15 protein-coding genes and 1 riboswitch are annotated in these 20,456 nt (G+C 70.8%); of the genes, 5 read left to right on the top strand and 10 right to left on the bottom strand.

The window, feature by feature from the left end; translation table 11 throughout:
- Positions 1–40: 40 nt before the first annotated feature.
- Entirely contained in the window at positions 41–871 is an 831-nt protein-coding gene (locus tag OOK40_RS30190) for a hypothetical protein (protein ID WP_266487833.1), read from the bottom strand.
- A 217-nt stretch (positions 872–1,088) separates the two neighbouring features.
- On the opposite strand from OOK40_RS30190, the gene OOK40_RS30185 reads away from it, so the two are divergent.
- Positions 1,089–2,033, top strand: coding sequence for a lytic polysaccharide monooxygenase (locus tag OOK40_RS30185; RefSeq protein WP_266487831.1), 945 nt, complete (start codon positions 1,089–1,091; stop codon positions 2,031–2,033).
- Here the strand turns inward: OOK40_RS30185 and OOK40_RS30180 are convergent.
- The 3 genes from OOK40_RS30180 to OOK40_RS30170 all read right to left on the bottom strand — a co-directional run bounded on the left by OOK40_RS30180 (position 2,030) and on the right by OOK40_RS30170 (position 7,235).
- Positions 2,030–5,074 (bottom strand): glycoside hydrolase family 38 C-terminal domain-containing protein, encoded by a 3,045-nt coding sequence (locus OOK40_RS30180; protein WP_266487829.1) that lies wholly within the window; start codon positions 5,072–5,074, stop codon positions 2,030–2,032. The two genes, OOK40_RS30185 and OOK40_RS30180, sit on opposite strands and share 4 nt — an antisense overlap.
- A gap of 10 nt (positions 5,075–5,084) precedes the next feature.
- Entirely contained in the window at positions 5,085–6,425 is a 1,341-nt protein-coding gene (locus OOK40_RS30175) for a 6-phospho-beta-glucosidase (protein WP_266487828.1), read from the bottom strand.
- A 129-nt stretch (positions 6,426–6,554) separates the two neighbouring features.
- Positions 6,555–7,235, bottom strand: coding sequence for a putative glycolipid-binding domain-containing protein (locus tag OOK40_RS30170; protein ID WP_266487826.1), 681 nt, complete (start codon positions 7,233–7,235; stop codon positions 6,555–6,557).
- Between the two features lie 148 nt (positions 7,236–7,383).
- Between OOK40_RS30170 and OOK40_RS30165 the strand changes: the two genes are divergently transcribed.
- Positions 7,384–8,595: a DUF2993 domain-containing protein gene (locus OOK40_RS30165; RefSeq protein WP_266487823.1), complete on the top strand. Its 1,212-nt coding sequence runs from the start codon at positions 7,384–7,386 to the stop codon at positions 8,593–8,595.
- 73 nt (positions 8,596–8,668) lie between these two features.
- On the opposite strand, the gene OOK40_RS30160 is transcribed toward OOK40_RS30165, so the two are convergent.
- Positions 8,669–9,421: a metalloregulator ArsR/SmtB family transcription factor gene (locus tag OOK40_RS30160; RefSeq protein WP_266487822.1), complete on the bottom strand. Its 753-nt coding sequence runs from the start codon at positions 9,419–9,421 to the stop codon at positions 8,669–8,671.
- 46 nt (positions 9,422–9,467) lie between these two features.
- A riboswitch (cobalamin riboswitch) is annotated at positions 9,468–9,702 on the top strand.
- Positions 9,703–9,825: 123 nt separating this feature from the next.
- Here OOK40_RS30160 and metE point away from each other — a divergent pair.
- Positions 9,826–12,147 (top strand): 5-methyltetrahydropteroyltriglutamate--homocysteine S-methyltransferase, encoded by a 2,322-nt coding sequence (gene metE / locus OOK40_RS30155; protein ID WP_266487819.1) that lies wholly within the window; start codon positions 9,826–9,828, stop codon positions 12,145–12,147.
- Between the two features lie 47 nt (positions 12,148–12,194).
- Here the strand turns inward: metE and meaB are convergent, their stop codons facing one another.
- Genes meaB through OOK40_RS30135 form a run of 4 tightly spaced genes read right to left on the bottom strand, consistent with a single transcriptional unit; the run spans position 12,195 to position 18,561 of the window.
- Positions 12,195–13,184 carry a methylmalonyl Co-A mutase-associated GTPase MeaB gene (gene meaB, locus OOK40_RS30150; protein WP_266487817.1) on the bottom strand — a complete coding sequence of 330 codons (990 nt, stop codon included), beginning with the start codon at positions 13,182–13,184 and terminating at the stop codon, positions 12,195–12,197.
- A gap of 13 nt (positions 13,185–13,197) precedes the next feature.
- Positions 13,198–15,399 carry a methylmalonyl-CoA mutase gene (scpA, locus tag OOK40_RS30145; protein WP_266487809.1) on the bottom strand — a complete coding sequence of 734 codons (2,202 nt, stop codon included), beginning with the start codon at positions 15,397–15,399 and terminating at the stop codon, positions 13,198–13,200.
- Positions 15,399–17,291 (bottom strand): methylmalonyl-CoA mutase family protein, encoded by a 1,893-nt coding sequence (locus tag OOK40_RS30140; RefSeq protein WP_266487806.1) that lies wholly within the window; start codon positions 17,289–17,291, stop codon positions 15,399–15,401. The genes scpA and OOK40_RS30140 overlap by 1 nt, the downstream gene beginning before the upstream one ends.
- Complete coding sequence (locus tag OOK40_RS30135; protein ID WP_266487804.1) at positions 17,272–18,561, bottom strand: MFS transporter; 1,290 nt, start codon at positions 18,559–18,561, stop codon at positions 17,272–17,274. The genes OOK40_RS30140 and OOK40_RS30135 overlap by 20 nt, the downstream gene beginning before the upstream one ends.
- Positions 18,562–18,611: 50 nt before the next feature.
- Here OOK40_RS30135 and OOK40_RS30130 point away from each other — a divergent pair, with 50 nt between their 5' ends.
- Both OOK40_RS30130 and OOK40_RS30125 read left to right on the top strand, forming a co-directional pair.
- Positions 18,612–18,998: a MerR family transcriptional regulator gene (locus OOK40_RS30130; protein ID WP_266487801.1), complete on the top strand. Its 387-nt coding sequence runs from the start codon at positions 18,612–18,614 to the stop codon at positions 18,996–18,998.
- Positions 18,999–19,086: 88 nt separating this feature from the next.
- Positions 19,087–19,452, top strand: a complete 366-nt coding sequence (locus tag OOK40_RS30125; RefSeq protein ID WP_266488519.1) for a VOC family protein — start codon at positions 19,087–19,089, stop codon at positions 19,450–19,452.
- A 263-nt stretch (positions 19,453–19,715) separates the two neighbouring features.
- Here OOK40_RS30125 and OOK40_RS30120 read toward each other — a convergent pair whose 3' ends face one another.
- Positions 19,716–20,183, bottom strand: a complete 468-nt coding sequence (locus OOK40_RS30120; RefSeq protein WP_266487799.1) for a PaaI family thioesterase — start codon at positions 20,181–20,183, stop codon at positions 19,716–19,718.
- Positions 20,184–20,456: the final 273 nt, after the last annotated feature.

Raw genomic sequence — 20,456 nt, 5'->3', positions numbered from 1 at the left:
TGCGCCCGCCCGCGATCCGTGGCCGGCGATCTGCGCCCGGTCAGGCAGCGCGGGGGCGGGACTGGTACAGCCGCGTGTAGTAGCGGCCTTCGGCCTCAAGGCCCGCCGGGTCGTGACCCAGCAGACGGGCCTGCTCGACGGCATTGCGCTGTTCCGCCGAACCGGTGAACAGCCGCTGCGGATATGTGTGCGCCGGGTCCGTCTCGGTGGCAAGACCGAAGTCGGCCAGAGCGGAGATCACCGGCTCGTAGTCGACGGTCCGCAGGACGAACGCGGTGACCCAGAGGGGTATCTCGGCACACTCCAGCAGTGCTTCGAAGGTACGGCGGGTGATGTAGCCGATGCCTCCGGTGACCGTTATCAGCCCGGTGCCCGCGACGGCGCGCCTCAGCTGCTCACCGGGCGCGTGCTGCTCCAGGTTCTCGGCGTACCCCTCGTCGAGCAGGCCGACGGCCAGGGCATAGCGCACGGCCTGGTCCGCGGCGTCGAGACCGATCGCGGGAGTCGCGTCCTCGCGGCGCCGCGAGGCGTAGAACTCCTTGTCCAGGTCGATGAGTTCGGCGGTGGTGAGGGATTGCGTCTCTGGGCCCGTGTAGTGGGCGTACAGCTCGGCGAGCGTGAGGTCGTGGTTGAGGAGCGCGGCGTTGATGCCGTACGAGCAGCACAGATCGAGGACCGTGACGGGGCCGCCGGTGTCCCCGGTCGCGGCCCGGTCGGCCCGGGCCCTGCGGAACGGGTCCTGGGCCTGATGCGGAATCTCGTACTGCAGCGGGGCGAGCCGGCGGAAGTAGGCGCGCGGATCGGGCCGGTTGTAGATGTCGTCGAAGCGGCTCTTGCCGGGTGTCGTGGTGCTCGTCCGTCCTCGGTTCATGCGGCATACCTCCGCGGTTTGGGGGAACAGCCCTGCGCGGGAACGTCTATCCGACGTCCGGTGCTGGCCGGTAGGGCGCGGGGGCGGAACCGGCCACCTGCGCGGTTCTACGGATCTTCGGCCGTTCCGCTCGGGTTGTGGCCCGTAATGAACGCTACGCCGGGCGATGTCGTACTACACGGCAGGCCACCCCGCCCACCCAGGAGGTCTGCCGCGGATGATAGACCATCGTCGCACTGTCGCTGCCGTCGCGCTCGTCGGTGCCGTGCCCCTTGCACTCACCGTCACCCTCGCCGCCGCCGGCGCCGCCCAGGCGCACGGCGCGCCGACCGATCCCGTCAGCCGGGTCGCCGCATGCAGCTCCGAGGGCGTGCAGCGGGCGTCGGCGGCCTGCCGGGCCGCCATCGCCGTCAACGGCGGATCGGCGTTCGAGGACTGGGACAACCTGCGCGTCGCCGACGTCCGCGGCAGAGACCGGCAGTTCATCCCGGACGGACAGCTGTGCAGCGCGGGTCTCGACGCGTACAAGGGCCTGGACCTCCCCCGTACGGACTGGCCGGCGACGCCCCTGAGGGCCGGATCCGCGTTCACGCTCACCTATCGGTCGACGATCCCGCACGAGGGAACCTTCAGCCTGTATCTCACCAGGCAGAGCTACGATCCCGCCGAACCGTTGACGTGGGACGACCTCCAGTCCGTGCCGTTCGCGAAGGCCAGAAACCCGGAGCTGAGGGGCGGTGCCTACCGGATTTCCGGCAGGCTGCCCGAGGGGCTCACCGGCCGTCACGTTCTGTACACGATCTGGCGGAACTCCAGCACTCCGGACACGTACTACTCGTGCTCCGACGTGGTGATGGCCGACCACGAGGAGTCGAACGACAGCCAGCAGGGCGACACCGGGCCGAGCGTGGCCCCGCCCGCCGAAACCGCGCCGGCCGAGGTGCCGCCGAGCCAGGCCCCCACCAGGGAGGCGTCACCCACCGACGTCCCTGTGGGCGGGCAGCAGGCCGCCCAGCCGCCCGCCGAGCCCATCGGCCGTTCCGCCGCGGCCACGGCGCAGCGGGCGAACGACTCAGCCGTGCTGATCGGCGGGGCGGCGTCCGTACTGGCGCTGCTCGCGGTGGTCCTGTCGGTGGTCCTCAGGCGCCGGGCCACGCGCTAGCGATTCAGCCGAAGCGTGAGGATCTGGAACGGCCGCAGCGTCAGCGCCACCGAGCCGTCGTCCCCCTCGGACAACGGCTCGTCCGGCAGTGGACGCTCCAGCAGATCCGTGATCCGCACCCCGGCCAGCGGGAAGCCTGTGCGCAGCGTCGCGTGCGCCCGGCCGCCGTGGGACTCGTAGAGCCGCACGACCACATCGCCCGAGCGGTCGTCCGCGAGCTTCACCGCCTCGACCGTCACGGCCGGGTTGTCGCTGCTCACCAGCGGCTCGATGCTCCGGCCCGCCTCCGCCACGCGCAGCGGCAGATTGAGGGCGTACCCCTCCGCGATCGCGTCCTCGACCGTGGCGCCCGGCAGCAGCGCGTAGGTGAAGCGGTGCATGCCCTGGTCGGCCCCGGGGTCCGGGACGCGGGGTGCCCGGACCAGGCTGAGGCGGACCGTGGTGGTCGTCCCGCCGTCGTCGCGGGTGGTGCGGGTGACGTCGTGTCCGTACGTCGAGTCATTGATGACCGCGACGCCGTAGCCCGGCTCGCCGACATGCACCCAACGGTGTCCGGAGACCTCGAAACGGGCCGCTTCCCAGCTGGTGTTGGTATGGGTCGGGCGGTGGACATGGCCGAACTGGATCTCCGCCGTGGACCGTTCGGCGCGGACGTCGACCGGGAAGGCGGCTTTGAGGATCTTCTCGGCCTCGTGCCAGTCGATCTCGGTCTCGACGTCGATACGGCGGCTGCCGGCCCGGACCGTGACGGTCTGGACGATGCGCGAGCCCCTGCCGAAGGCGCGCTCGATCCGTACCGCGCCGCGGAGCGGACCGTTTTCGACCACGGCGACCGACTCGGCGTCGAGCAGGTCGGTGTAGCGGTTCCTGTAGTGCTTGTCGATGTCCCAGGCGTCCCAGTAGTTGGGCAGGTCACTGTGCAGCCGCAGCAGATTGCCGGGCCCGGCGAGGACTTCGCGGCCGGCGACGAGATCGCGTACGGACGCCAGGGTGCCGTCCTCGGCGAACTCCACGCGGACCAGGCCGTTGTCGAGGACGCGGTCCGCCGCCGAGACGGGCCGCGGGGCCGTCCCGGTGCCCAGCGGGGCGCTGCCGCCGGCGGGGACCTCGGTGTAGACGACGTCGCCGTCCGGGCCCGTGATCACTTCGGCGCGGGCGCGCGGACTGGTGTTGAACACATAGGGGGTGCCCTCGCCGAGCGCGGCCAGCGCCTCGGACGTCAGCGCCTCCAACTCCCGCGCCACCCGCGCGTACTCCGCCTCCGCCTCCCGGTGCACCCAGGCGATCGACGAACCCGGCAGGATGTCGTGGAACTGGTGCAGCAGCACCGTCTTCCACAGCCGGTCAAGATGCTCGTACGGATAGGCGTAGCCCGGGGCGTGCAGAGCGGCCGCCGTCGCCCACAACTCGGCCTCCCGCAGCCGGTGTTCGCTGCGCCTGTTGCCCTGCTTGGTGCGGGCCTGCGAGGTGTACGTGGCGCGGTGCAGTTCCAGATAGAGCTCGCCGGACCAGACCTGGTCGGCCGGGATCTCCTCCCGGGCCGCGGCGAAGAAGGCGTCCGGGTGCTCGACCCGGACCCTGGCGGAGCCTTCGAGGTCGGACAGCCGACGGGCGCGCTCCATCATCTCGCGGGTGGGCCCGCCACCGCCGTCGCCGTGCCCGAACGGCGCGAGCGAGCGCGTACCGCGGCCCTTGTCCTGGTAGTTGCGGACCGCGTGCGCCATCTGACTGCCGGAAAACTCCGCGTTGTACGTGTCCACCGGCGGGAAGTGCGTGAAGATCCGCGAGCCGTCGATGCCCTCCCACCAGAACGAGTGGTGGGGCAGCTTGTTGGTCTGGTTCCAGGACAGTTTCTGGGTGAGGAACCACTCGTTGCCCGCCAGCTTCGCCAGTTGCGGATATGCCGCGTTGTAGCCGAAGGAGTCCGGCAGCCAGACGCCCTTCGTCTCGATGCCGAAGTGCTCGATGAAGAAGCGCTTGCCGTGGACGAACTGGCGGGCGACGGCCTCGCCGCCGGGCAGGTTGCCGTCGGACTCCACCCACATGCCGCCGACGGGTGCCCACTGACCGTCCGCGACGGCCTTCTTGATGCGCTCCCACACCTTGGGGTAGTGGTCGCGGACCCATGCGTACTGCTGGGCCTGCGAGCAGGCGAAGACGAACTCCTCGTACTCCTCCGCCAGCGCCGTGACGTTCGAGAAGGTGCGGGAGGTCTTGCGCTTGGTCTCGCGGATCGGCCAGAGCCAGGCAGTGTCGATATGGGCGTGGCCGACCGCCGACATGATGTGCGCGCTCGCGTGCGCGGGCCGGGTGAGCACCGGCCGCAGCAGCTCCCGAACATCCGCTGCCGTGCCGGAGATGTCGTCCAGGTCCAGGGCGTCGAGCGCGTGGTCGAGGGCTTGCGTGATCTCGTGCCGTCGCGGCTCGTGCTCGCCGAGCTCCAGCATCAGTTCACGCAGTACCTGAATATCGAGCCCGAGGTGCCACACCTCCTCGTCCAGTACGGCGAGATCGGCGCGGGCGAAGGCGTACAACGGCTCACGGCCCGCCGTCGCCTTGTCGCCGAGGGAGGTCGGGACGAAGCCGTCGGCGAGGATGTCGGGGTTGGACGCGGCCTCGATGAGGTAGTCGACCCGCTCCCCGCCCGCCGCCGGACGGGCGACCGGTACGTACTGGTTCTGTGGGTTGACTGCCTTGAGCGGGCTGCCGTCCAGGGTGTGGACCAGGGCCTCGGCCTGAGTACCGGGCGAGCCGCCGACGAAGCCGAGGTCGAAGACGGTCTCGACGCGGCGCCCCGCCCACGCGGCGGGGACCTCGCCGCGGACCCGGAACCAGGTCGTGCCCCACGGCGGCCCCCACCGGGTGCCCATGGCGAAGGGCTCGTACGTCTGGGACGCCGCCTCGGCGAAGGGCACCGGCTCGTCCGGCGCTTCCCATGACGCGACGGCGAGGGGGAGGGTCGTGGCGTAGACGGCGGGCTGGATGCGCTGCTCCAGGATGCGTGCGACGCGCTCCTCGATGCGTCGGCGTTCGTCATGCATGTGCGGGCTCCTACCTCAGATACGCGAGCGCGGGGTGGACGCGGGTGTAGCCGTCGACGAGTCGGCGGGCGACGGTCACGGAATCGACGAGCGGGTGCAGGGCGAAGGCCTTCACCGCGGTGGCGCGCGAGCCGCTGTCGGCCGCGGCGAGCACTTCGCGTTCGACGGCCTTGACGGCGCAGACCAGACCGGTGGCGTGGAGCGGCAGCGGGGACACGGGGAGTGGATGCGCGCCGTTCGCGTCGACGGAGCACGGCACCTCGACCACCGCCGCCTCGTCCAGCACCGAAAGGGTGGCGCGGTTACGGACATTGAGGATGAGCGTGGTCCGCCGGTCCTGGGCGATGGCCCGCATCAGGGCGAGGGCGACCTTCTCGTAGCCGCCGGACTCCAGGTCGCTCGCGTCGCGCTCACCCGCGCCCGCGGCCTCGCGGTTGTGTGCCATGTAGGTGGCCTCGCGCTCGGCGCGGGTGCGGTCCCAGGTCGCGAGCGCCGGGGTGCCGGGCCGCTCCATCTCCGCGTAGAACGTGGCTTGTTGCTGCCGGAGGAAGGCGCCGCGGGTCTGTTCGGCCTCCTGATAGGCGCGTACCGCCTCGCGGTTGAAGTAGTAGTAGTGCAGATACTCGTTGGGGATCGCGCCCAGCGACTGGAGCCAGTCCGCGCCGAAGAGCCTGCCCTCCTCGAAGGAGCCGAGCAGTTCGGCGTCGGCGAGCAGCCGGGGGAGCTCGTCGCGGCCGTCGACGCGCAGGCCGCGCAGCCAGCCAAGATGGTTGAGGCCGGCGTAGTCGAGCGAAACCGTTGCGGGATCCGCGCCCAGGGCATGGGCGACCCGGCGGCCGAGTCCCACGGGCGAGTCGCAGATGCCGATGACCCGGTCGCCGAGGTGGCGGGCCATGGCCTCGGTGACAAGACCGGCCGGGTTGGTGAAGTTGATGACCCAGGCGTCGGGGGCGAGCCGGGTGACCCGGCGTGCGATGTCGACGGCGACCGGGACGGTGCGCAGTCCGTACGCGATGCCGCCCGCGCCGACCGTCTCCTGGCCCAGGACGTCCTCGGCCAGGGCGATCCGCTCGTCGGCCGCGCGGCCCTCCAGGCCGCCGACGCGGATGGCGGAGAAGACGAAGTCCGCGCCGCGCAGCGCCTCGTCGAGGTCGGTGGTGACGGTGATCCGCGGCGCGTCCTGCACTCCTTCGGCCTGGTCGGCGAGGACCCGTGCGATCGCGGTCAGCCGAGCCGGGGCCACGTCGTGCAGGACGACCTGGGTGATACGGCCCTCCGCGTGGTCGCCGAGCAGGGCGCCGTACACGAGCGGCAGGCGGAAGCCCCCGCCGCCGAGGATCGTGAGCCTCATACCTCCACCACCTTCACTCCGGCCCGTCGACGGTCATTCGGGTCGCGGGGCGCCCCTAGGTCCTGTCCGGCCGATCTTGCCGGGCTCGCGTGCCCTGGCACGGCACCTCGCTGCGTTGTCGTCAGTCGCCTACGCTCCGCGTGGGCTCTCCCCCTGCCTTCGGCGGGGGGACCCCCATCCTCCGGCCTGCGAGGCACCACGCCAGACCCCGCTCCCTGACCCGGCCTGATCGACCGGACAGGACCTTGCCGACATGCGGTGGGCCAGACCCGGATAGTCGATCACGAGCCCTTCCGCGTCGAACTCCACATCGCTGCGGAAGTCGCCCGACGCGAAGCGCACGAGCGCACCGGTGTCGGTTCGCCCGAGATGGGTGTACGTCTGTCGAGAGGCGTGCACGGTCAGATCGGGCACCGAGACCCAGGCCATCAGGAACGTCCGCTCGCCCGGCGCCAGATGGAGCCCGTGCCGCAGCACCGGCATGGTGTTGGTGAGCGGACACAGCCCAAGATCACAGTCGAGCGCGCCGTCCATCTCGGGCAGCTGCTTTCCGTCGGCGGTCCACCGGCCGGAGCCGTCGTGCAGCAGGCGCAGCTCGTGCGAACCGTGGGCGGTCGCGGCGCGCACATGCAGCTCACGGGTCACGAAGTCCTCGTCGGTATCGAGCTCGTACGAGATCCAGTAGACCTCCGGCCGGGTTCCGACCGCGCGCCCGCGGGCCTGGAGCGTCGTGCCCCGGAGCTCGATCCACGAGGTCTCGTACCCCTGGCTCCCGGTGACTTCCCATGTGAGGACGTGCGAGGTGACCATGTCCTCAGCCTAATGAGCCCGCGAAGCCGCGGGCACGGTGACGCGCGCCACGGCATCTGCGCAGCAGAGGCGCCGATATTTGGCTCAAACCCTACCCATCGGTAGCAGGATTTGCGTTCGAGGGTGGCCGACATGGTGGGATGAGGCGATGCGACCCCCCACACGCATATCGGCGCATCCACGAAATCCGTACGAAGAACTCGCTCAACTGGCAGATCCTGAGCCCGACTTCAGCGTCTACGACCCGAAGGACCCACTCGAGCTCGGGCTCAGCTCCGACCCGGACGACGACGACTGGACACCGCCCAACCACCGTGGCAAGAGCCGGTTCGCGGCGCTGCCCGCGCTGGTGAAGCTGACCGCCGCGGCCGTCCTGTGCACCCTGTGTCTGCTGCTCGCCGACCGGCTCGCGGAGTACTACGCGCAGAGCAGAGCGGCGGACCAGCTCCAGAAGTCGCTCGGGCTCGCCACCAGGCCCGACGTGGACATTCACGGTTTTCCGTTCCTCACCCAGCTGCTCGACGAGCGGATCGACCGGGTCGACGTCACCGTGCCCGATGTCTCGGCCGATCGTGTCTCGCTTGCCGAGGTGCGGGCCACCGCCAAGGACGTACGCATCGTCGGGGACGCCCCGACCTCGATCAAGGGCGCCGTCATCGGCGATCTGGACGGCGAGGTGCTGCTCTCCTTCGACGACCTGAACCGTGAACTGGGCGCCTCACAGCTGAAGTTCACCGGCAGCGGCACGGACGCGGTCCGGGTGAACGGCGAACTCGCCGTCGCCGGCCAGGATCTGCGCGTACAGGCACAGGCGCACATCCAGCGTGACAACGAGCGCTCCCTCACCACCACCCTGGACGGCATGCGGCTCGACATTCCCCGGGTGGCCACCTACCGGCCCGGCAAGGATCCGGATCACTCCGGCCTGCGGCTGCATCGCGAGGCCGCCGAGCGGATCAGCGGCGAAGGCGCCCGGCTGAAGGCGCTGCTCGCCGTGCCCGCGATCGTGGACCGGCTCGGAGTGCCCAGGGAGTATGTGCGCCGGGCCCTGCGGAGCGAGGAGGAGCTCCACCGGCTCACCAGCGCTCCGAAGTTCATCGAGCGGCTGATGAAGGTGAATCTCGTCGATGTCGTACTGGAGCATCCGCAACTGCTGCGGAAGCTGGGCATCGATCCCGGTCTCGTCGAGGCACTGCTCGCCCTCAAGCCCCCGGAGCTGTCCGAGCGGCTGTCGCTCTCCTTCGAACTGCCCCGCTCCCTGAAGGAGTTGCGACTCCAGCACATCACCGTGGAGCGAGACGGCATCAAGGCGCGCGTGGTGGGATCCGGCCTGCGCGTCGGGCAGTCCGGCGGCTCCTGAGGTGACCCGGCGCTTTTCCGGTACGGGTCCCACCGCGCACAGCCGTACCGGAAAAGCGGGTCGCCGGGCCTGATCAGGTGTACATCAGTGAGCCCGGCGTGGTCAGCAGCTCGCCCGTCTCCAGCCAGGTCTTGAGGCCGGAGAGGATCATCGGCCAACCGCCGTACAGCTCCTCGTTCGCGCCCTCGCGCAGCTGGTCGTGCGTGACGGTGAGCCGGCAGGAGTCGCCGACGGGCTCGATGTCCCAGGTGACCCTCGACGTGCCTTCGGCTTTCGCCTCGTCGCTCCAGAGCGCGACCATGCTCTGGACGAGCTTGCGCGGTGGATCGATTTCGAGGATCTCGCCCTCGCCGAGCAGGCCGTCGGCCTTGGGGGAGCTCATCTCGATGCGCCCGCCGGGCTGCCAGTCCGAGGTGACCCGCATGCCGAAGTTGTACTTGCTCCGGATCTCGGGGTCGGTGATCGCCTCCCAGAGGCGCTCGGGGGTCGTGCGGATGTAAATCTCGAAGACCTTTTCCATGGGGCTCTCCAGTCGGCTCTTGAGGCCGCTGAGTGCGGCCGCCCAGGGTTCCGCGTACTTGCTCACCCACCGGTCGTGGACGAGCCGGATAGGGACGGGGTTCAGGAAGTGGAGCTTTTCCCGGCCGCGGCGCCTGGTCACGATCAGGCCCGCTTCCTCGAGCTGCTTGAGGTGCTTCATGACGCCGAAGCGGCTGATGTCGAAGCGTGCCTCGAGCGCACTGAGCGTCTGCCCGTCCTGACGGAAGAGCTCGTCGAGGAGGCTGCGCCGCGTCGGGTCGGCCAGTGCCTTGAACACTTCGTCCATGCCATCCAAAATAGGTGACCGTTTGGTCACATGTCAATGACGCGCCTAGGGTGATCGTGCAGCTGGTTCGCCCTGTCCTCCAGGCAGGCGCGTCGCAAGAGGGAATCCGGTGGGAATCCGGAACTGCCCCGCAGCGGTGAGTGGGAACGACCGCCGTCATACGCACTGGATCCGGCAGCGGATCCGGGAAGCGACGGCCAGTAGGTGCCCGCGTACGCAAAACTTCGTACGCGCGGGCGTGCCCATGAGTCCGAAGACCTGCCACTGCCCGTGCGCGAACGCGCGCGGAGATCTCGGTGACCTCGTGGGCGGGTCGGCGGCATGGGCAGACGGCTGTGTCTGCCCTCCTTCGCGTTCCACGAGCTGTCCGAGGTCATGGACGAGTACTCGCGAAGGAGAGTTCCGTGACCAGCACATCCACGGCCGCAGGATCCAGGGCCACCGTCCACGGCTACCCCCGCCAGGGCCCGAACCGGGAACTGAAGAAGGCCGTCGAGGGCTACTGGAAGGGCCGCGTCGACGCCGACGCCCTGAAGGAGACGGCCGCCCTGCTGCGCCGGGCCACCTGGCAGCAGCTCACGGGCGCCGGCATCCACGAAGTCCCCACCGGAGACTTCTCGTACTACGACCATGTCCTGGACACCAGCGTCATGGTCGGTGCCATTCCCCCGCGTCACCGGGCGGCAGTCGACGCCGACGCGCTCGACGGCTACTTCGCCATGGCGCGCGGAACCCAGGACGTCGCGCCCCTGGAAATGACCAAGTGGTTCGACACCAACTATCACTACCTCGTCCCCGAACTCGGCCCCGACACCGCCTTCGCCGCCAACTGCGCCAAGCAGGCCGCCGAGCTGAAGGAAGCGCTCGCGCTCGGACTCACCGCCCGCCCGGTGCTCCTCGGGCCGATCACCTATCTGCTGCTCGCCAAGCCCGCGCCCGGAGTTGCTTCCGATTTCCAGCCGCTCACCCTGCTGGACCGGCTGCTGCCGGTGTACGCCGAGGTGCTCCGCGAGCTGCGGGCCGCGGGCGCCCCGTGGGTGCAACTCGACGAACCGGCCCTGGTCCAGGACCAGCCGCCCGCCGTGCTCAGCGCCGCGGGCCGTGCCTACCGCGAGCTCGGAGGGCTCACGGACCGGCCGAAGCTGCTGATCGCCTCCTACTTCGACCGGCTCGGCGAGGCGCTTCCCGTCCTGGCCAAGGCCCCCGTCGACGGACTGGCCCTCGACTTCACCGGCCCGGCCCACGCCAACCTCCGCGACCTCGCGGCCGTCGGCGGACTGCCCGGCAAGCGGCTCGTCGCCGGAGTCGTCGACGGCCGCAACGTATGGATCAACGACCTCGGGAAGTCGGCCGCCACCCTCGCCACCCTGCTCGGGCTGGCCGGCCGGGTGGATGTCGCGCCGTCCTGCTCTCTGCTGCATGTGCCGCTCGACGCCGCCGCGGAACGCGATGTCGACACACAGGTCGCCCGCTGGCTGGCCTTCGCCCGCCAGAAGACGGCCGAGGTCGTCACGCTGGCCCGCGGGCTGACCGAGGGCGCCGACGCCATCGCCGCCCAACTCGCCGCCAACCGGGCCGACCTGCTCTCCCGCGCCACCTCCGCGCTCACCCGCGACCCCGCCGTTCGCGCGCGCAGCGCGGCCGTCACCGCGGCGGACACCCGGCGCAGTCTCCCGTACGCGCAGCGCGCCGCGGCCCAGCGCGCACGTCTGCGCCTTCCCCTGCTGCCCACGACCACGATCGGCTCGTTCCCGCAGACCGTCGAACTGCGCACCGCACGGGCCGACCTGCGGGCCGGGCGCATCGACACCCAGGGGTACGAGGAGCGCATCGAGGCCGAGATCCGCGAGGTCGTCTCCCTCCAGGAGAGGACCGGCATCGACGTGCTCGTACACGGCGAGCCCGAACGCAACGACATGGTCCAGTACTTCGCCGAACAGCTCAGCGGCTATCTCGCGACGCAGCACGGCTGGGTCCAGTCGTACGGCACCCGCTATGTCCGGCCGCCGATCCTGGCAGGCGACGTCTCGCGCCCCGATCCGATGACGGTCCGCTGGACCCGCTACGCCCAGTCGCTCACCGACCGCCCCGTCAAGGGCATGCTCACCGGACCTGTCACCATGCTCGCCTGGTCCTTCGTACGCGACGACCAGCCGCTGACCCAGACCGCACGCCAGGTCGCCCTCGCCCTGCGTGACGAGGTGAACGACCTTGAGGCGGCGGGCAGTTCGGTGATCCAGGTGGACGAGCCGGCGCTGCGCGAGACGCTGCCGCTGCGCGGCGACGGCCACGAGGCCTATCTGGCCTGGGCGACGGAGGCCTTCCGGCTGACCACCGGCGGTGTCCGTCCGGACACCCAGATCCATACGCACATGTGCTACGCCGAGTTCGGCGACATCCTCCGGGCCATCGACGACCTCGACGCCGATGTGATCAGCCTGGAAGCCGCCCGCTCCCACATGCAGGTGGCGGGCGAACTCGCCACGGCCGGATATCCGCGCGAGGTGGGACCCGGTGTCTACGACATCCACTCACCGCGGGTGCCGAGTGCCCAGGAGGCAACCGCGCTGCTGCGGAAGGGACTTGAGGCGATTCCCGCCGAGCGGCTGTGGGTCAACCCCGACTGCGGTCTGAAGACGCGCGGCTGGCCCGAGGTCCGTACCTCACTGGAGCACCTGGTCGCCGCGGCCCGCGAGATCCGGTCCGGACTCACGATGTCGTCCTGAGTCGTACGGTTCCGGGGCGGAGCCGCATCGAGCCCGCCCCGGAACTGCTAGCTCGGTCGCTGAAACGCCTGAAGGATCCGTTCCGCCGCCAGCGTCGCCGTCAACTCCCCGTCCCGCACCTGCTGTTCGAGGCCGGGCGCGAGCGCGCGCACGCCGGGATGGCTGCGCAGCCGGTCCCGCAGCTCGTCGTGGACCATCGTCCAGGCCCAGTCGATCTGCTGGTCGCGGCGTTTCGCGGCCAGCCTGCCCGTCGAGTCCAGCAGCGCCCGGTGCTGCTCGAGACGCTCCCAGAGAGTGTCGAGCCCGGTGCCCTCCCGCGCGCTGCAGGACAGCACCGGGGGAGTCCAGGCGGCGTCGGCGGGGTGCATCAGCCGCAGCGCACCGGCCAGTTCACGGGCGGCGGAGCGGGCGTCGCGCTCGTGCGGGCCGTCCGCCTTGTTGACGGCGATCACGTCGGCCAGCTCCAGGACGCCCTTCTTGATGCCCTGCAGCTGGTCACCGGTCCTGGCCAGGCTCAGCAGCAGGAAGGAGTCCACCATGTTGGCCACGGCGGTCTCCGACTGGCCGACCCCGACCGTTTCCACGAGCACCACGTCGTAGCCGGCGGCCTCCATCACGATGATGGTCTCGCGGGTCGCCTTGGCCACTCCGCCCAGCGTGCCCGAGGTGGGGGACGGGCGCACGAAGGCGGCCGGATCCACCGCGAGCCGTTCCATCCGGGTCTTGTCGCCCAGGATGGAGCCGCCCGTACGGGTCGACGACGGATCGACGGCGAGGACCGCGACCCGGTGGCCGAGGCCGGTGAGCATCGTGCCGAGCGCGTCGATGAACGTGGACTTGCCGACGCCGGGCACACCGCTGACGCCCACCCGCCGCGCCGTACCGGAGTACGGCAGCAGCTCGGTCAGCAGCCGCTGGGCCAGCGCACGGTGATCGGCGCGCGTGGACTCGACGAGTGTGATGGCGCGGGCGATGTACGCCCGCGACCCGTCACGCACGCCTTTGACATAGGTGTCGATGTCGATGGTGGGATGCATCCAGGGCACAGTCCTACAACTCGTGGCCGAGCGAGGCGCCCAGCGTCTTCACCAGGTCCTGCGCCGCATCCGGGATCACCGTGCCCGGCGGGAAGACCGCGGCGGCTCCGGCCTCGTGCAGCGTCTGGACGTCCTGGGGCGGAATCACCCCGCCCACCACGATCATGATGTCTTCCCGTCCCTCGGCGGCCAGTTGCTCCTTCAGCGCCGGTACGAGGGTGAGATGCCCGGCTGCCAGCGACGACACGCCGACGATGTGGACGTCCGCCTCGACCGCCTGGCGGGCCACCTCCTCAGGCGTCTGGAACAGCGGGCCGACATCCACGTCGAAGCCCAGGTCGGCGAAGGCCGTGGCGATCACCTTCTGGCCGCGGTCATGGCCGTCCTGGCCCATCTTGGCGACCAGGATGCGCGGACGGCGGCCCTCGGCCTGCTCGAACTCCTCCACCAGCGTGCGGGTCTGCTCCACCGCGGGTGACGTCCCTGCCTCGTTCCGGTACACACCGGAGATCGTACGGATCTGCCCCGAGTGCCGCCCGTACACCTTCTCCAGGGCGTCGGAGATCTCACCGACGGTCGCCATCGCACGGGCCGCGTTCACCGCGAGCGCCAGCAGATTGCCCTCCAGGCCGGGGCCCGGACCCGACTCGGCGGCCGCGGTCAGCGCGCGCAGCGCGTCCTGGCAGGCGTTCTCGTCCCGCTCCGCGCGCAGCCGCCGCAGTTTCTCGATCTGCTGGGTGCGCACCGAGGAGTTGTCGACCTTGAGCACATCGATCTGCTCGTCGGTCTCGACGCGGTACTTGTTGACACCGATCACGGGCTGGCGTCCGGAGTCGATTCGGGCCTGCGTACGGGCTGCGGCCTCCTCGACGCGCAGCTTGGGGATGCCCGCGTCGATGGCCTGCGCCATGCCGCCGGCGGCCTCGACCTCCTCGATGTGCTGCCAGGCGCGGCGCGCCAGATCGTGGGTGAGCTTCTCGATGTACGCGCTGCCGCCCCAGGGGTCGATGACCCGGCAGGTCCCCGACTCCTGCTGGAGCAGCAGCTGGGTGTTGCGGGCGATGCGCGCGGAGAAGTCGGTCGGCAGGGCCAGCGCCTCGTCGAGGGCGTTGGTGTGCAGCGACTGGGTGTGCCCCTGGGTCGCGGCCATCGCCTCCACGCAGGTGCGGGTGACGTTGTTGAACACGTCCTGCGCCGTCAGCGACCAGCCCGAGGTCTGGCAATGGGTGCGCAGCGAGAGCGACTTGGGGTTCTTCGGGTCGAACGTCTTCACCAGCTTCGCCCACAGCAGCCGCGCGGCGCGCAGCTTGGCGATCTCCATGAAGAAGTTCATGCCGATCGCCCAGAAGAACGAGAGCCGCGGCGCGAAGGCGTCCACGTCGAGTCCCGCGCCGATACCGGCCCGCAGATACTCCATGCCGTCGGCGAGCGTGTACGCCAGCTCCAGATCGGCCGTCGCACCGGCCTCCTGGATGTGATAGCCGGAGATGGAGATCGAGTTGTAGCGGGGCATCTTCTGCGAGGTGTACGAGAAGATGTCCGAGATGATCCGCATCGAGGGCCGGGGCGGATAGATGTAGGTGTTGCGGACCATGAACTCCTTGAGGATGTCGTTCTGAATGGTCCCGGCCAGCTTCTCGGGCGGTACGCCCTGCTCCTCGGCGGCCACGATGTACAGCGCCAGCACCGGAAGGACGGCGCCGTTCATCGTCATCGACACGCTCATGCGGTCCAGCGGAATGCCGTCGAAGAGCTGCCGCATGTCGTAGATCGAGTCGATGGCCACACCGGCCATACCGACATCGCCCGTCACCCGGGGATGGTCACTGTCGTAGCCGCGGTGGGTCGGCAGGTCGAAGGCGACCGACAGACCCTTCTGCCCGGCGGCGAGATTGCGCCGGTAGAAGGCGTTGGACTCCTCGGCGGTGGAGAACCCGGCGTACTGACGGATCGTCCACGGCTGATTGACGTACATCGTCGGGTAGGGGCCGCGCAGAAAGGGCGCGATGCCCGGATACGTGCCGAGAAAGTCCAGCCCGGCCAGATCCTCGTCCGTGTACAGCGGCTTGACGGGAATGCCCTCGGGCGTCTCCCACACCAGATCGGCCGCGCCCTTGCCGGTGGAGTCCTTGACGGCGCTGCGCCACTGGTCCCCGGACACGCCGGAGGCGCTGCCGGGCCCCAGCTCGACACCTGAGAAGTCGGGGATCCTCATCACGCCACTCCCATCCGGTCCAGCGCGGAGGTCAGGACGGCGACCGCGTCGCCGCCCGCGACGACGAACTCGTCGACTCCGGCCCGTACATAAGTCTCGCGCTGCTCACCGGGACGGCCCGCGAGGAACACCCGCAGGGCCCCGGCCGCCTTCAGCGCCTCGGCCACCGGCGCGGCCTGCTCGGCGTAGAGCGTGTCACTGGAGCAGACGCACGCCACGCTCGCTCCACTGGCGGTGAACGCCTCGGCGACCGAGGCCGCGTCGACGGACACCGGGTCATGGACCGGTTCGATGCCGCCCGCCTGGAAGAGGTTGGCGGCGAAGGACGCGCGTGCGGTGTGCGCGGCCGCCGGGCCGAGCGCCGCCAGGAAGACGCGCGGCCGGGTGCCGGTCGCCGCCAGATGTGCGTCGGAGCGGGCCCGCAGGGTTTCGAAGGCCTCGTCGCGGCGCACCTTCGGCAGTCCGCCGGAGGGTGCCGCCGGCGCGGGGTCGCGCTGGACCGGAGGCTGGGTGAGGATCGGGAACTCGCTGACCCCGGTGACCGGTTCGCGCCGCTTGGCGAGGTTCTTCGTACGGTTCTGCCAGGTGGCGCCGATCCGCTCGGACACCAGACCGGCGCGCAGCGCTGCCTCCTGGCCCCCGGCACGCTCGATCTCCTGGAACCAGGCCCAGGCGGCCTGCGCCAGCTCGTCGGTCAGCTGCTCCACGTACCAGGAACCGCCTGCCGGATCGATGACGCGGCCCACATGCGACTCCTCGACCAGGATCGTCGAGGTGTTGCGGGCGATACGGCGGGCGAAGGCGTCGGGCAGTCCGAGCGCGTGGTCGAAGGGGAGCACCGTCACCGCGTCGGCCCCGCCGACGCCGGCGGCGAGGGAGGCGACCGTGGTGCGCAGCATGTTCACCCACGGGTCGCGCCGGCTCATCATCACCGGAGACGTCACCGCGTGCTGGCGCTGCGCGCCCGCGGCAGGGTCCGCGCCGCAGGCCTCGGCGACCCGGGCCCACACACGCCGCGCCGCACGCAGCTTGGCGATGGTGAGGAACTGGTCGGCCGTCGCCGCGTACCGGAACTCCAGCTGGCCGCAAGCCGCTTCGACGCTCATTCCGGCCGCGGTCAGCTCCCGCAGCAGTGAGACACCGGTGGCCAGCGAACAGCCCAGCTCCTGGGCGGCCGAGGCGCCGGCCTCGTGGTACGGCAGCGCGTCGACGGTCAGTGCTCGCAGCCCGGGGTACGTCGCGTGGCACAGCCGGGCGAGTTCGGCCGCCGCGGCCGTGAGTGTGGCGAGGTCCTCGTACCGGCCGGTGCGAGCGGCGTGCCCCAGCGGGTCGGCGCCGAGATTGCCGAGCGCGGCCTCGGGGGCGAGGCCCCGCTCCTCGTACAGACGCAGCAATTCCCGTGCGGCGGCGTCGAATTCGGCCCCCGCGTCGAGTACGACCGGGGCGAGGTCGAGATAGACGCCCTCCAGGACGGTGGCCAGTGCGGAGAGGGGAACTCCGGCCGCGCCGACGGACAGCCAGAGCGAGGTGACCCCGTTCTCCAGGTCCGCGAGCACCGCCTCGTTCGCCCGCAGCGGATCGGGCCGGTCGTGGCGCTGGCGTACGTCCCAGCCGGAGAGCGCGCCGCCTTCGGGCCTGCCGCCCCTGGTGAAGGGGGCGAAGCCCGGATAGCCGGCGCCGTCCGCGCCGTCGCGTGCCGAGTCCGCGGTGTACAGAGGGCGGGTGGCGAGCCCGTCCTCCAAGACCGTGGACAGCACGTCATCGGCCGCCGTGTCCGGGGCGTCCTTGCCTGCCTTGCGCAGCACGCCGGCCACCAGCAGCTGCCACTGCTCGTGGGTCGCATCCGGGAATTCGGCGGCCAGTGAGAACCCGTCATCGGGGAGGACCGTCATGCTCAGATGCTAGGTCACTGGCGCAAAGGTGCAGCAGGGGAGAAGGCTGTGACCTTGCACTCTCAGGACCGCCCTTGATCCTTCGGTCGCGATGGCCTATCCGGCGGGCCGCGCAGGTGGTGGCCAGTGCGGCGGCGATCAGCGGGAGCGCCGTCCAGGGCAAGTCGCCCGCGCCTGCGCCTTCCAGGACGATTCCACCGGTGAGGGAACCGGCGGCGATCCCGATGTTGTAGACGGTGGCCTGGAGGGCGGTGGCCACGTCCGCGTGTGCGGGTCCCGAGAAGTCGACCAGCGCGGTCTGCAGCAGCGTGGGCGCCCCGCCGAAGGCCGCGCCCCACACAGCTGCCGCGATGAGCAGGGCGGCGGGAGCCTGCCCGAACAGACCGAGGGCGAGTGCCGCGGCCGCGATCAGCGCCAGCGCGGTCAGCAGGGCCGGCCGGAGATGCCGGTCGACGAGGACGCCGACGGTCCAGATCCCGGCGACCGTGGCGACGCCGAAGACGAGGAGGACCGGGCCCGCGTTGCCGAGTCCCGCACGCTCGGCGAGCGGCGACATGTACGTATACATCGTCTGGTGGCCCAGCAGCAGGAACAGGGTGACGAGAAGTACGGACCGGATCCCGGGCAGCGTGGCGATGCGGCGCAGCCGCGCACGGTCGGCGGCCGGCTCCCCCGGGAAGCGGGGGACCTTCCGCAGCACCCAGGCCACAATGGCCACGGCGAGGACGGCCAGCGAGGCGAAAGCGGCCCGCCAGCCGAGGACGGAAGCCAGCGCCGTTCCGGCCGGAATTCCGGCACAGAGCGCGACGGTGATCCCGGCCAGGACGATCGCCATGGCGCGGCCGCGGCGCTCGGCGGGGACCATCCGGGCCGCGTAACCGGCCAGCATCGCCCACAGCAGGCCACCCATCGCCCCGGCCAGCAGCCGCGCCCCGAAGGTCAGGGCGTACGAGGACGAGAGGGCGGTGACCGTGTTGCAGAGCGCGAACCCGAGCAGCACGCCGACGAGCACCGGCCGCCGGGGCAGCCCGCGCAGCGCGGTGGTCAGGGGTATCGCGGCGAGGAACGAGGCGGCCGCGTACCCGGTGACCAGAAACCCGACGCGCCCCTGCGTCACCCGCAGGTCCTCGCTCATCCGGGGCAGCAGCCCGGCAGGGAGCAGTTCGGTCATCACGGCCGTGGAGGCCGCCGTGAACAGGGCGAGCAGTCCCCACAGCGGCAGCCCGGGCGCGGGCGGCATGAGGGGAGGCGGCGTGGGTGCGGTCGACATGCGACCATGGTGAGACCTTCACATCAGTGTGAAGGCAAGGAGAAGCAGCCATGAAGATCGGCGAACTGTCCCGGCACACCGGCGTCCCCACCAGGATGCTGCGCTACTACGAGGAACAGGACCTGCTGCACCCGGAGCGGGCCGAGAACGGCTACCGCGCCTACGACACGTCTGCCGTCTACCGCGTCCAGCAGATCCGCGGGCTGCTCGACTCCGGCCTGACCACGGAGATCATCCGCAGGATCCTGCCCTTCCTCACCGAGCCGGATGAGATCCATGTCCATCCCGAGTGCCTGACGGAGGAAACCGCGGCGCTGCTCCGGGGCGAGGCGGACCGGATCCAGCAGCGCATCGACTGTCTGGCGCGCAATCGCGACGCGATCCTCGCCTATCTCGCGGCGGTCCGGCCGGACACCTCCCGGCCCCTGACGGGGTGAGCGGGCCGGGTGCACCGGCGCGGGGGCGGCCGTACCGTGGATTCACACGGTGGGACGGACAGTCTCCGTACGGAAGGCGGGACCCGCGATGGCCGGTGAGATCTCCTTCTTCGAACTGGGCGTGGGCGACTTCGAGGCGGCCCGCGCGTTCTACGGCAGCCTGTTCGGCTGGAGCTTCGATCCGGGGCCGACCGAAGGCGGGGGCTATGCGATCGGCACGCCCAACGTCCCCGGCGGAGTGCACGGCGGCGACGCGGGCGCGAGCCCGTATCTCTTCTTCAGGGTCGACGACATGAAGGCCGCGCTCGAACGGGTCCATGAACTGGGCGGCACGGTCGACGACTTCGACGCGGGCAGCGACGACGAGAGCGTCGCCCGCTTCGGCCGGTTCACGCTCTGCCACGACGATCAGGGCTCACCCTTCGGCCTGCACGAGCCTCCGAAGAACACCTGACCCGGCGGCGCCTGGGGCGTGTTTGAGAAGTCGCTCCCCCAGAGCTTCGCCTGGGAGGTACCCCCACCCCGCGACGCCTGGCATGCGCACTCGCGGTGTTGTCGGAGTCGCCCAAGTACGTCCAGTACGAGGGCGATCTCCCCCAGACTTCGTCCGGGGGTGCCCCCACCGCCTTGCGACTGCACGCACCAGACGGCCGCGAGGCCCGCCCTTCGGGCGGACGGCGCTAGCTCAAACACGCCCTGGCGGCCCGGCGCCTCACGTCAGACCGCGCCCGCCGCGCGCCGTACGCTCCATTCGAAGCTGCCACGGCACACCAGCACACCCGTCGAGTCGACGACCTCGGCGTGGGTGGTGAACCGGGCGCGGAGCGCGGCCCCCACCAGGACCGGACGCAGCTCCCGCAGAGCCTGCTCGTCGAGCCGGCAGGACGCGACCAGCCTGCCCCGGGCGGGCGCCAGGAACTCCATGGCCGCGGCGGCTCCCAGCGGCACGACTCCGTGGAACTCCTTCTCGTCCTCGGCCGCCCCGATGATCGCGGCGAGCCCGGCGGCGTCGATCAGCGTGATCAGCCCGCTGGAGTGCAGGGACCCGATCACATTCGTCAGCGCCTGGGGCGTCGACAGGGCGACTTCCGCGACACCGTCGGCGGCGCGGAGCACCTCGATACCGGCAGTGCGGTGCGCCGGTACGGGATCCAGAAGGGCGCGGGCCAGAGGTGTGACGTCCACGGGACCAGCGTGACCGCCCGGGGCGACGACCGCATGACCGCCCGGTCAACAACCGGCCACCAGGGTGAAGACCCTCCTGGCTGCCGCGGCCCCGCAGGTCCCGGAGGTCCCGCAGGCCGCTACGGCCGCTCCGGTCACGGCGTGAACGCGGCCGCCGAAGAAGACCTGGGTCTCGGTGAGCCGCCCGTCCCGGACAGTGCTCAGCTCGACATTGCGGTAGCGCTCGCCGTTCTCGAGCTCTTACTCGTACGCGATGAACGGATCCGTACGGCC

This window comes from Streptomyces sp. NBC_01481 (genome assembly GCF_026339995.1).
GTDB lineage: Bacteria > Actinomycetota > Actinomycetes > Streptomycetales > Streptomycetaceae > Streptomyces.
This window is presented reverse-complemented; position numbering and strand designations above follow the sequence as displayed.

Excerpts from the sequence above, each read along its gene's own strand:
- OOK40_RS30130 (WP_266487801.1), top strand. The coding sequence starts at position 18,612 with ATGAAGATCGGCGAACTGTCCCGGCACACCGGCGTCCCCACCAGGATG.
- OOK40_RS30125 (WP_266488519.1), top strand. The coding sequence starts at position 19,087 with ATGGCCGGTGAGATCTCCTTCTTCGAACTGGGCGTGGGCGACTTCGAG.
- OOK40_RS30165 (WP_266487823.1), top strand. The coding sequence starts at position 7,384 with ATGCGACCCCCCACACGCATATCGGCGCATCCACGAAATCCGTACGAA.
- OOK40_RS30170 (WP_266487826.1), bottom strand. The coding sequence starts at position 7,235 with ATGGTCACCTCGCACGTCCTCACATGGGAAGTCACCGGGAGCCAGGGG.
- scpA (WP_266487809.1), bottom strand. The coding sequence starts at position 15,399 with ATGAGGATCCCCGACTTCTCAGGTGTCGAGCTGGGGCCCGGCAGCGCC.
- OOK40_RS30140 (WP_266487806.1), bottom strand. The coding sequence starts at position 17,291 with ATGACGGTCCTCCCCGATGACGGGTTCTCACTGGCCGCCGAATTCCCG.
- OOK40_RS30135 (WP_266487804.1), bottom strand. The coding sequence starts at position 18,561 with ATGTCGACCGCACCCACGCCGCCTCCCCTCATGCCGCCCGCGCCCGGG.
- meaB (WP_266487817.1), bottom strand. The coding sequence starts at position 13,184 with ATGCATCCCACCATCGACATCGACACCTATGTCAAAGGCGTGCGTGAC.
- OOK40_RS30180 (WP_266487829.1), bottom strand. The coding sequence starts at position 5,074 with ATGCATGACGAACGCCGACGCATCGAGGAGCGCGTCGCACGCATCCTG.
- OOK40_RS30190 (WP_266487833.1), bottom strand. The coding sequence starts at position 871 with ATGAACCGAGGACGGACGAGCACCACGACACCCGGCAAGAGCCGCTTC.
- OOK40_RS30160 (WP_266487822.1), bottom strand. The coding sequence starts at position 9,421 with ATGGACGAAGTGTTCAAGGCACTGGCCGACCCGACGCGGCGCAGCCTC.
- OOK40_RS30185 (WP_266487831.1), top strand. The coding sequence starts at position 1,089 with ATGATAGACCATCGTCGCACTGTCGCTGCCGTCGCGCTCGTCGGTGCC.
- OOK40_RS30175 (WP_266487828.1), bottom strand. The coding sequence starts at position 6,425 with ATGAGGCTCACGATCCTCGGCGGCGGGGGCTTCCGCCTGCCGCTCGTG.